7 protein-coding genes are annotated in these 11,904 nt (G+C 46.3%); 4 read left to right on the forward strand and 3 right to left on the reverse strand.

All coding sequences use genetic code 11. From position 1 onward, the window contains the following. Position 1 precedes the first annotated feature (1 nt). Complete coding sequence (locus tag R7E78_RS17145; protein ID WP_009705104.1) at positions 2-2,125, reverse strand: TRAP transporter permease; 2,124 nt, start codon at positions 2,123-2,125, stop codon at positions 2-4. Positions 2,126-2,213: 88 nt separating this feature from the next. Beyond that, positions 2,214-3,224 (reverse strand): TAXI family TRAP transporter solute-binding subunit, encoded by a 1,011-nt coding sequence (locus R7E78_RS17150; RefSeq protein ID WP_318058099.1) that lies wholly within the window; start codon positions 3,222-3,224, stop codon positions 2,214-2,216. 836 nt (positions 3,225-4,060) lie between these two features. Here R7E78_RS17150 and brnQ point away from each other — a divergent pair. Together brnQ and R7E78_RS17160 are read left to right on the forward strand one after the other, a co-directional pair. Then, positions 4,061-5,371, forward strand: a complete 1,311-nt coding sequence (gene brnQ, locus R7E78_RS17155) for a branched-chain amino acid transport system II carrier protein (RefSeq protein ID WP_064354484.1) — start codon at positions 4,061-4,063, stop codon at positions 5,369-5,371. Positions 5,372-5,474: 103 nt separating this feature from the next. Then, on the forward strand, positions 5,475-6,683 hold the full coding sequence (locus R7E78_RS17160) for a GGDEF domain-containing protein (protein WP_064354483.1): 1,209 nt from the start codon (positions 5,475-5,477) through the stop codon (positions 6,681-6,683). A 43-nt stretch (positions 6,684-6,726) separates the two neighbouring features. Here R7E78_RS17160 and R7E78_RS17165 read toward each other — a convergent pair whose 3' ends face one another. Continuing rightward, positions 6,727-8,076 carry a sigma-54 dependent transcriptional regulator gene (locus R7E78_RS17165; RefSeq protein WP_318058100.1) on the reverse strand — a complete coding sequence of 450 codons (1,350 nt, stop codon included), beginning with the start codon at positions 8,074-8,076 and terminating at the stop codon, positions 6,727-6,729. A gap of 171 nt (positions 8,077-8,247) precedes the next feature. On the opposite strand from R7E78_RS17165, the gene R7E78_RS17170 reads away from it, so the two are divergent. Together R7E78_RS17170 and R7E78_RS17175 are read left to right on the forward strand one after the other, a co-directional pair. Next, positions 8,248-10,308, forward strand: a complete 2,061-nt coding sequence (locus R7E78_RS17170) for a sensor histidine kinase (protein WP_318058101.1) — start codon at positions 8,248-8,250, stop codon at positions 10,306-10,308. A gap of 148 nt (positions 10,309-10,456) precedes the next feature. Next, positions 10,457-11,848 (forward strand): glycoside hydrolase family 1 protein, encoded by a 1,392-nt coding sequence (locus R7E78_RS17175; protein ID WP_186585534.1) that lies wholly within the window; start codon positions 10,457-10,459, stop codon positions 11,846-11,848. Positions 11,849-11,904 lie beyond the last annotated feature (56 nt).

Consider the following 11,904-nt stretch of genomic DNA (forward strand, 5'->3'; position numbering starts at 1 on the left):
CTTATAAAACCGATAGTTGAGATTGTTGCAATTTGAACTTGCGACCACTGTAAATGAACACCGCGACAAATACCGCGCAGCTTGCCACACGAACCAACATTGGGATGTCGTGCCAAACCAGCAATGTACCCACCACTACCAACAAGAGACGCGTCAGAATGTTTAGAGGACCTTCCAAGTAGCCTTCAATCGCACCAATCAATGCATAGGTACCGATGATGGCAAAGAAGCCTACAGTAATCACTGACGTCACATCCCAACTTACTAAGCCTGTGTAAGCAATAAGTAATGGTACAAGATACAAACCCTTAGCGATTTTCCACGCCATCAAACCAGTACGCATTGGCGGTGTTTTCGCGATGGTTGCCGCTGCAAATGCGGTCAAACACACTGGAGGAGTAACGTTACTGTCTTGCGATAACCAGAAGATGATGAGGTGAGCAGCCAGCAATGCCAAGCCTACTGCTTCCATACCCAAACTTTGCTCTAGTAGGGTCTCCATAAAGTCCGCAGGCACTAGCGCCACCATTTCTTTCGCGGTTTCCAACGCCATTGGTGCATTAAGCAGTTCCAGCTTTTCTGGCGCCGCCAACATAAAGATGGCTTTTGCTTGTTCAGGCAATTGACCTGACACCATCAATTCAAGCAATTGGTTTTCCGCAATCAACTTGTAAAGCGCAGGGGCAGACAGTGTACCCAATACAATATACGCCGCTGTTACAGGTAAACCCATACCCAAAACAAGAGAAGCGAGCGCAATCAGAACGATCATGATGAACAGGTCGCCATTCGCCCAACCGTCGATCATCAGTGAGAACGTGTTGCCGATGCCCGTGGTGCTGATCACGTTGATCACCAAACCAATACCCACCAGCAATACGGCAGTCGTCGCCATATTTTTCGCACCTTGTGATAGCGCTTCGATGATCGCTTTTGGTCCCATCTTATGATCTTTCGAGAACCAAGAAGCCACCACCACAGAAATGATCGACAAGCCCGCAGCGTAAGTTGGCGTAAAGCCTTGAACCAACAAAGTAACCAACACCGCCAGTGGGATAAGATTGTGCCAACCGCTGATCAGCACTTTCAGTAGAGACTCATCACTGGTCGTGATTTTTTGAACGCCGCTGCGTTTGGCTTCGATACGCACAAAGAACGCCACAGACAAGAAATAGATAAGAGCAGGAATAAAAGACACCGCGATGATATCAACATAAGGAATTTGCGTGTAAGACGCCATGATGAAAGCACCCGCGCCCATCACTGGTGGCATCAACTGACCACCTGTCGACGCCGCAGCTTCAACCCCCGCTGCAAAGCGCGAAGGGAAACCCGCTTTTTGCATCAAAGGAATACTGATAACACCGGTGGAAACCGTATTTGCCACACTTGAGCCCGATACTGAGCCCATCAATCCCGAACCAATCACCGCAATAAAACCGGGACCACCGATGATTTTGCCTGCCGCAGCTCGTGCCACATTGATGATGTAATCACCTACACCAGAACGAACGAGAAACGCACCAAACAGAATGAACATGAATACGAATGTCCAACTGATGCGCGAAATAGAGCCAAACATACCCTCAGAAGAATAGAAACTGCGGTAGAGCAAGGTTTCCATGCTCAAACCCGGGAAATGGAAAATGCCTGTTGCCCACTTACCCCAAAGCACAACGTAACTCAGACACACCACAATCAGCACTGGAATAAACCAGCCCATGGTGCGTCGGATCAGCTCAATCACAATCAGGATTGCCATGATGGCGAAGACCCAATCGCTGGTCACGAACTTCACGCCACGTTCGTAGAGCGCATCTTCGGCATAGGGAATGTAGAGCAAACACGCGACCGCACCCATAGCAATTAACACATCGATACCGAGTGCAATCTTACTCTGCTTGAGAGAGATATGAGCCGGATACCAAAGCGCACAAATCACCGCAAAGCCAGCAAAGTGGGTAGCGGATATCCATAACTCTGGTAACGTCGATAAGGTATTAAACCAAATGTGCAAAGCAGACAACACAACGCCAAACACTGTGATTGTGGTGGTTACCCACGGAAAATCAGTGCGCGTGGGCAGCTCAAATTTCTGCAATTCCTTTTCTATTGAGTCGCTCATCTCATACTCCAAGCTCTGGCGGCTTTTTCCATCTTAGAAATCGGTAGGGATAAAATGCCCCGAGCCAAAACTCGGGGCCAAGTTAGCGTTATTTCGCCATTAGGTCTGATGGGATTTCGATGCCCATTTCTTTGTAGTAACGCGCCGCACCTGGATGAAGAGGCACTGGCAAGCCAGCAATCGCTTTCTCAATCGCCATTGCTTTTGTTGCTTTGTGGATTCCTTGTAGGAAAGGCAGGTTCTCGTAGATCGCTTTGGTTAGCTGGTAAACGTCTTCTTCCGAGATATCTTCACGAACTGCCAAGAAGTTTGGCTGTGCAATGGTGGTGATCGGCTTATCTAGACCCGGGTACGTGTTCGCTGGGATCTCGTACTTCGTCCATAGGTTGTAATTGCCGTTCGCCTCTTTGATTTGTTCGTCAGTAAACGAAAGAATCGAAATGTCTTTACCCAACGCAGCAAAAGCTTGAGTAAGCGCACCAACAGGTACACCTGCAGGCGTGTTCATGCCGTCAATGGTACCGTTTTGAAGTGTGCTCGCGCTGCCGCCGTAGCCCATGTAAGCAAGATTGAACTTATCAGGGTCGACCTTCAGACCTTTCATGATTTGGCGACCCGAGTTCTCAGTACCAGAGTTCTTCTTACCGATAGAGAACTTCTTGCCATCTAGGTTGTTCAGGTCAGTCACCGTGCCAGTTTTTGCTAGGTCAGAACGAACAATAAAGTGCTCAACGTTTTGCCACAGCATAGAGACTGAACGCAGTTGTTCTTGGCGACCGCTTTTCTCATAAGGACCTTCGCCAGACCAAGCCCATGCACCGTAAAGACCTTGTAGAATCGCGAACTGTGCTTCGTTTTCGTTCAGCAGTTTGACGTTTTCACCAGAGCCCGCAGAGCTGATTGCAGAAAGGGAGAAGTGGTGCTTTGGTGCCAATTTCACTTTGCTTAACGTCGCCAGCGCTACGCCCACAGGGTAGTAGGTACCACCTGTCGATGCCGTTGCAAGAATGTAGCTACGATCTTCTGCCGCAGCGTTAGCAGCAATACCAAAAGAAGTCACAGCGACAGCCAAAGCTTTTACCAACTTGTTCATTTTCATTATTACTCTCCGTGTAGTCGTTTCACGATTGGGGATTTACATCATGTTAAATCTTTATTAACAACACATTCCCTAGAGCAATTGAAATGCCAACTTTTAACTCTTTGTATTTATTGAACTAAGTGCTGAAGGACATCAAAAGTGAGCAAAATTCTGCTGATTTGATAGCAAAGTAATGAGCAAGATCTTGCTCATTGAAGAGAAGAAGGTTGTGCGCCTAGATCGCAAAAGGTTAATAAAATGTGATCAAGACAAAACAAATGCACGATTCACTAATAAGCAATATTTTGCCGATGCAATTTTGGATTGAATTGCAACTAATGAGCGTCTTAACAATAAGAAGAAAAAGCGCATCATTCTAAACTGCTCACTTTATCAGCAGAGGTTTATAGCCTAAACGACTACAAATAGCACAAAAATACAGCAAAACAAGCCATGTTAAAGAAATGAAAAGTCATTTATTCTAATTTTGAATTTAAAAAGCAGTTCGATCCACCAGTTCAGAAACAAACATTGACCGTATCAACTTATTTTCTACTTCGGGGTTGTGCCAATAGCCCTATGTTCGTTAGGGTAACAACACACCAAGGCAAACGTATTCCTTGGTATTTTTTCGTCATTAAGGATCACCCATGTCAGCAACTGCGCAATTACAATTCGCTTTAAAACGCCCATCTGGCGTTGCTGCTGCGATCCTCCTGCTCTCTCTGAAACTGATTCAGAGCTGACAGGCTATATCTAAACTTTCTGTCAGCTTAAGAAGAAGCTGACGGGAACACCACATACTCCTTCCATTCCTTTCAGTTTCTTCCAAGCGAAACATAAGAGGAATAACAATGTTAAGCGCACGCAATATCGCCGCTTTGGGCTTCATGACTTTCGCCATGTACTTAGGCGCGGGTAACCTGATCTTCCCTCCATTTTTGGGTTACCAAGCAGGTGAAAACTTTCTGAGCGGGATGTCTGGCTTCCTCTTAACGGGCGTCGGTCTGCCTGCAATGGCACTGGTGATGGTGGCTATAGTAAACGGTTCAGACAAACTAACCGCCGCCCTACCTAAACCTTTGGCGACCAGTTTTTGGGTGATGGTATTTATTGTGATTGGTCCTGCGTTCGTGATCCCACGTGCGATTACCGTCGCTTACCAATTTAGCTTTGCACCAATGTTTGGTGATGCCGCTTTGGTGCCTTTCACTATTGCCTTCTGTGCTATCACCATTCTATTTGCCCTATATCCGGGTAAGTTGGTCGACAACCTAGGCAAGATCTTAACGCCTGCCTTGATGGGTATCTTGATCATCATGTCTGTGACGGCTTTGATTTCTCCTGCAGGTGAGCTAACTACCGCAACAGGACCATACGTATCTGGCGCATTTGCTGAAGGCTTGACCCAAGGCTACATGACCATGGATGCGCTAGGTTCTATCGGTTTTGGTTGGATTATCTTCCGCGCGATTCGCAGCATGGGTGTGGATAGCCCGAAAGCCACTGCAAAATACACACTAATTGCTGCTTTAATGTACGCGGTTGCCATGGCATTTGTTTACATCTCATTGGCTTACATTGGCTCAACAAGCTCATACTTAGGCTCTGAATTCAGTAACGGTGGCGACATCTTAACGGCATTCACCTTTAGCCACTTCGGCGCATTTGGCTCACTATTACTAGGGGCCGTGATGGTATTGGCGTGTTTGACTACTGCTATCGGCGTAACCACCGCAGGCAGTGAGTTCTACGACAACACTTTCAGCAAAGTGAACTACAAAGGCTGCGTTATCACGACCATGGTATTGGCAGGTTTGATCGCTAACGTAGGTCTAGAGCAACTATTGGCTATCACATTGCCAGCGGTTGTGGCGCTTCACCCAGTCGCGATTGCGTTGATGGTCATGGCACCAGTGCGCAACAAGATGTCACAAATCATGGTGGTAGCGACGGCGTTCACTGCTTTAACGTTTGGTTGTGTTGATGCGCTGCACATCCTAGGTTACATGCCAGATTCCACCGATGAGTGGATGGGTAATTACATGCCTCTGTACAATGACTTTGCTAGCTGGATTATGCCTAGCGTATTTATGATGATTGTTGGTCTGCTGTTTACGACGAAAACCAACCAAACCGAACAATTCGAGCTGGTGAATGAATAGCCGTTTAACATAAGACATCGCTCAATAAGTGAGTTACTATGTAGCTCGCTTATTGATATCAGGCAAAGGAGTTGCCTGAATGAAAGATTGATATGGGTCGCCTATGGATAATCAGTATCTAGACATCAGAACACTGAACTTTATCGTTATTCTGTTCTCTTGCATTTACTCTATTAGTCTGCTTTGTTATCAATACACTCAGGGTAGAGTCAAAGGCCTAAAAACCTTCTCGATATCACTACTGTTTATTGGTTTAGGTCCTTTTTTACTTGGCTTTAGAGGCTCTGCGCCAGACTGGCTGACCATCGTCATAGCCAACACTCTCATATTAGTCGGCTTCTTGCTTACGCTATATAGCGTAAGCATTTTTCGTCAATACCCTTTAAAATTGGCTCACTGTCTCACCTTGTTAACACCTGTTTTTAGTGGTTCATTTTACTATTTCACCTTCCATGACCCTTCTATCAAAAGCCGTATTATTTATCTGAGCACGTATATTTGTATCGTCACCTTCTTTAGTGGTGTCGCCATGCTTAAAGGTACCCAAAAGGACTTAAAGCTCCCTGTTAAAGCAATGGCTTACTCTTTCTTTGGATTTAGTTTTTTTATGGGATTTAGGGCGCTTTGGAGTACTTTTTCAGGTGAGTTACCAAGTTTTATGGTCGCAGGCCTTATCCATCAGCTGACTTTCTTATTTAGCATCTGCCTGATCGTTGCTTTGAGCTTTAGTATGCTGTGGTTAATTAACGGACGCTTGGTGCAATCCATTAATGCTCTCTCTCATTTAGATGCACTCACAGGGCTATATAATCGTCGAGCCATGGAAGAAATCGTTCCAAACTTGGTTAGTAAAGCACATAAAAAAAACCAAGCAATCAGCATTATTATGACTGATGTCGACAAGTTCAAAGCGATTAATGATCACTATGGTCACACGGTTGGCGACTCCGTCATGGCAACGATCTCCACTATTTTTAAAAAGCATCTTCCTGAGTCAGCCTGCATTGTGCGATTTGGTGGTGACGAGTTCATGATTGTTTTGCTCGAAAAAGCACAGCAAGCCAAAATTTTCGCAGAGCAAATTCGCCTTGCGGTCGAAACTGAAACCGCTTTGCAATCATTTAAAACTGAAGTGACCATGAGCTTTGGTATCAGTCAGTTATCTGAGGGGCAATCACTTCAAGAGGCGCTTGCTGAAGCAGACGAAGCGCTATATAGCTCTAAACATACAGGAAGGAACCTCGTTACCTTGTTTGGAGAAGGTAAAGACCTAAATTATAAGTTTGTCCCAGCTCCTGCCAAAAGCGCATAACATGTTTGTTATGCCAGTGATTTCGAATTAGCTAGAAATCGCACTAAGTATAGTCGGAGCGATTCAAACCAAACTTCTGCATCTTTTGGTTAAGGGTTCGACGTGGTAAATCCAACTCCTGCATCACCTCATTGATGCGTCCATGATGCCTGACTAAAGAATCATGCAGCACTTTACGCTCAAAATTATGTAGCTGAATCGCCAACGGAACGCCTGCTTGTGTCTCTTCGGTTGTAGAAGATGGTCGACTGGAGAGAATTTCCATCACGGAGACGGTTTCATCCAGAGCAAAACGCATTGCTACATTTCTAAGCTCACGCACGTTACCGGGCCAAGCGTAAGCAAGAATGGCTTTTCTATCGGCTTCACTCAGCGGACGACTCTCAGGGTTACTTTTCAGGGCAAAGTGTTCGAACAAGATCAACGCGTCTTCTTCTCGCTCACGTAGCGGAGGCAAATAGATCTGCGCCACATTAAGACGATAGTACAAATCCTGACGAAACTCGTCATGCTCATTGAGATCTTCTTTCGCGGCGGCGATCACTCTTAAATCAACCGAGATCTGTTGGTTACCCCCAACGCGCTCAACCGTATGTTCCTGTAATGAACGCAACACTTTCACCTGCATAGACAGTGGCATACTCTCGATTTCATCAAAGAATAAAGTGCCTTTATCCGCGTATTCCAACTTACCAATGCGCTTTTTACCCGCTCCGGTAAATGCCCCTGCTTCATGTCCAAACAGCTCACTTTCAAACAGGTTCTCAGGAATAGCGCCACAGTTGATTGGCACAAAATGATAGGATCTGCGTTGGCTTTCATTATGCAAACTGGTCGCCACCAGCTCTTTACCACAACCTGTTTCGCCGTAAATGATCACGTTAGTATCAATGCGTGCTAACTTGGCAACTTGTTCTCTAAGCTGTTGCATCACACGGCTTCGGCCAATCAGCACTTCTTCTAAGCCGCTAACGCTAGATAGATACTCTTGGCGATCTTGAGTAGACGTTTGTGCGCGATAACTCTCGACCGCATCGGTCACTCGCTGGGATAGGCGCTCAGGTTGGAAAGGTTTCTCGATAAAATCGAACGCACCGTTTTGCAACGCCCCAACTGCCATATCGACATCACCATGTCCGGTGATCAAAATAACTGGCGTTGGGATGTGATTAGCAATCAGGCTTTCTAGTATCGACAAGCCGTCGGTGTCCGGCAGGCGAACATCACTGACAATCGCATCAAATTCTTGGCTAAGAATGGCCGCTTTCCCCTCTTCTCCTAAACTGAATGCGGTCACGTCGAACCCCGCCAGTTGCAGCCACTGACTGGTAGCCTGACGAACAATGTCATCGTCTTCGATAAGTGCAATTTTAGGGATGTCGTCAAAAGCCATGAGTTACTACCGTAGGTGGAATAGAAATCGCTCTTTGCTAACGGTAGCAAAAACCACTGAGGAGAAAAGGAGCTAGATCTCACTTCTTGCTTACAAGTCTTTAACATCCAACCAGTTAGGCGCACTCTTTAATGACTCTCGGTGAGAACGCACTAGCTGAACGGAGTCAGTATGCAGCGCAAAAGGAATGGCAAAACGTGGCTTGTGGTCGTAATTGCAACAGTGCTGATGTTGTCTTGTTATAGCGCCAGCAGAGAGGTTGCTCGTCAATGGTTGAGCGTACAAACTCAAACCGAAGCTCAACAAAAACTGCTCGACTATATCGGTGAAGTTCGCCGTGCACTCAAACGCTTCTATCACTTGCCTTACCTTGTCACCAATAATCCGGAAACCATCGCGTTTGTAAAAGGAAACCGGACTTATTACGAGCCATTGCAAACCCAACTGACTCAGCTAGATAAAGCCGCCAATACGGAAGGTTGGCTAATCCTGTCTAACTCTGGCGAAGTATTGGTCTCGAGTTTAATCGAAGAGCGCTTTAGCCTATCTGACCGAAAAGCCATTGTGGAACAAATTCACAATCAAGGCGGCGGTGTTTCCTTGGTGAACAAAACCAAAGGTTCGAGTCCGTTGTATTATCTTGCAGCCCCTATCTACGACGGTCTGGATATAGCAGGCATTGTGGTGGTGCAAATCAACCTCAGCTTATTGACCGAACAGACTATTACTAGCCAAGACATCATTACGTTGCAGAACCGTCAGCAACGCTTTTTCCTATCGAGCAGCTCGCTCTATAACGCAGACTGGTTTAACGAACCAAGCAACACCGTTCAGTTAGAAACGCAGCGCTTATACGACAACACTAATATCAGTGTGTGGACGCTCAATCAGCAACGCCATTTTGCGCACACCGTTAAATTGGATGATTTGAATTGGTACGTCAGCTACCTCACCCCTTCTAAGCCGATTCAACAAACCATCAACGTGATTGGTTGGAGCGTAGCGGCGCTGCTCTTGTTGGTTGTATTACTCGTCATCATTGGTCTACAACGTCGACAAAAGCACATCAATCAACAACGAATTCAAGCCCTGTTGGAAGAGTCCCAACGCCGCTTGAAACAGATGATCAATAAAACCCACGTTGGTTTGCTATTGATTGATGAACAAGGGCAACTGTTCGATCTCAACCCAATGGCGAAGCGTTTGTTCTGTTTACCAGAGAGCGTCAATCGACACGCTTTTGCTTGGGAATTATTCGACGCAGGCAACCCCAATTCCACCACACTTAAGTTGCTCAAGGACTTGCCTAAGCATAAAGAGCTCGCAGAGATCAGCACGGTCGAAACCATTGCCAGACGCAGCGATGGAAGCGTCTTCCCTGTCCTGTTCTCGCTAACCAGTTTCCCTTGGCATGGCGAGCAGTATTTCCTTGCAACGATCATAGACATCAGTAAGCGGAAAAAAGCCGAGCAATCGCTGCAACAGGTCAACCAAGAACTGGCGCAACGGGTAGAAGAGCGAACTCAAGCGCTAAAAGAAGCGCAAAACCAATTAATTGAATCGAGCAAAATGGCCGCCTTGGGTCGCATGTCGAGCGCGATTACTCATGAGCTCAATCAGCCACTGACAGGCTTGCGTACCCTGCTCACCACGAACGAACTGCTGGCGGAACGCGGCGAAACCGAGATGATGAAAGCCAACAATGTTTTGGTGCAAAAGCTGATTGATCGTATGGCAAGCATGACCAGTCAGCTGAAGACGTTCGCCTACAACAAACCAGAAAGCCTACAAGCAATTTCTCTTACTTCCGCACTCGAAGAGACCCTACGCGTTTATCAAACCCAACTAGACAAAGTGGATGTGCGTGTTCGAGTTGCTCATGACTTACCTAACATCTTGGGTGAAGAACAACGACTGCTTCAGGTACTCGGTAATCTTGTCTCGAATGCGCTAGACGCAATGAACCATACCACCAACCCGCAGCTCAGCTTGATCGTCAATCCAACCGACAATCAGGTCGAACTGATCGTCAGTGATAATGGCTGCGGCGTGTCGAATGAGATGCTTGAATCCATGTTTGAACCCTTCCAAACCTCAAAGAAAATTGGTGAAGGGTTGGGGCTGGGTTTAGCGATTACGGCCAACAATATGCGTGATATGAACGGACAAATTACCGTGCATAAGAATGAACAAAATGGGCTGACTTTCACTCTATTGTTCAAATCAGCCTAGGTTGATATTGATTACAAAATCATCATTAGAACTAAGCATCCCCGCTGTTTGAGAAAAATACGATCTCGATACAAGTATCGAGGTGTCTCCTACACTATTCTCAAGCAATAAATCCACAAACATTTCCTAAATATAAAGAGTGAGAAACATGATTAAGTTTCCTGAACATTTTCTTTGGGGTGGTGCCATTGCTGCAAACCAAGTAGAAGGGGCGTACAACCTTGGGGGTAAAGGGTTATCGACATCAGACATGCTGCCAAACGGTATTTTGAGTCCGCATCAAACCCGTGAAGAACGTACACCGGGTATCAAAGACGTGGCGATCGACTTCTACAATCGCTACCCAGAAGACATCGCGCTGTTCAAAGAGATGGGCTTTAACTGTCTGCGTCTCTCTTTGGCATGGAGCCGCATCTTCCCTAACGGGGACGAACTAGAACCTAACGAAGAAGGTTTGGCGTTCTACGATAAAATTTTTGACGAACTTGCCGAGCATAACATCCAACCTTTCGTGACCTTATCTCACTACGAAATGCCTTACGCACTGGTTGAAAACTATGGCGGTTGGGGCGATCGTCGCGTCATCGAATTCTTCGAACGTTATGCTCGAACTGTGCTGGAGCGCTACAAAGACAAAGTAAAACTGTGGCTAACCTTCAACGAAATCAACATGTCATTGCACGCACCATTTACTGGTGTTGGTTTGCAAGAAGACGCCAGTGAACAAGAGATTTACCAAGCGATTCACCACCAACTAGTCGCAAACGCAAAAGCGGTAAAACTGTGTCAGCAAATCGTACCAAACGGCAAGATTGGTAACATGTTGCTTGGCGCAATCAACTATCCATACACCTGTAACCCTGATGACGTGCTGGCAGCAATGCATGAAAACAACAAGTGGTTGTTCTTCGGTGATGTACAAACACGTGGTCAGTACCCTGGCTACATGAAGCGTTACTTCCGTGAAAATGGCATTGAAATTCAGATGGAAGCAGGCGACTTAGAAGAGATCGCATCGGCAAGTGTCGATTTCATCTCATTCAGCTACTACGCAAGTGGTTGTGCGAGCGCGGATCCGAAACAGAAAGAAGTGGGTAACATCGTCGATAGCGTACCAAACCCATACCTTGAAAAGAGCCAGTGGGGTTGGTTGATCGATCCAAAAGGCCTGCGCGTTCTGCTGAACTTCCTTCACGATCGCTACCAAAAACCACTGTTTGTTGTAGAAAACGGCTTAGGTGCACGTGATGAAATCGATGAAAACGGTGAGATTCAAGATGATTACCGCATCGCTTACTTGAACGACCATCTTGTTCAAGCACACGAAGCGATTCTGGATGGCGTTGAGCTGATGGGCTTTACCAGCTGGGGGCCAATCGATTTGGTCGCAAACTCAACCGCTGAGATGAGCAAACGTTACGGCTTTATCTATGTCGATCGTCATGATGATGGGCAAGGAACGCTAGAACGTAAACGCAAGAAAAGCTTTTTCTGGTATCAAGACGTGATTCGTACTTCAGGCGGTTCATTGAAAAGCTAAGCCTGTTGTCTAGGTATAAAGTGCAACTAGGCATTCGCCTAAACCATCAAGCCCTG

It is taken from the genome of Vibrio sp. YT-19(2023), from assembly GCF_033337395.1.

Coding starts and splice junctions, on each gene's coding strand:
- R7E78_RS17145 (WP_009705104.1), bottom strand. CDS start 2,125: ATGAGCGACTCAATAGAAAAGGAATTGCAGAAATTTGAGCTGCCCACG.
- R7E78_RS17150 (WP_318058099.1), bottom strand. CDS start 3,224: ATGAAAATGAACAAGTTGGTAAAAGCTTTGGCTGTCGCTGTGACTTCT.
- brnQ (WP_064354484.1), top strand. CDS start 4,061: ATGTTAAGCGCACGCAATATCGCCGCTTTGGGCTTCATGACTTTCGCC.
- R7E78_RS17160 (WP_064354483.1), top strand. CDS start 5,475: ATGGATAATCAGTATCTAGACATCAGAACACTGAACTTTATCGTTATT.
- R7E78_RS17165 (WP_318058100.1), bottom strand. CDS start 8,076: ATGGCTTTTGACGACATCCCTAAAATTGCACTTATCGAAGACGATGAC.
- R7E78_RS17170 (WP_318058101.1), top strand. CDS start 8,248: ATGCAGCGCAAAAGGAATGGCAAAACGTGGCTTGTGGTCGTAATTGCA.
- R7E78_RS17175 (WP_186585534.1), top strand. CDS start 10,457: ATGATTAAGTTTCCTGAACATTTTCTTTGGGGTGGTGCCATTGCTGCA.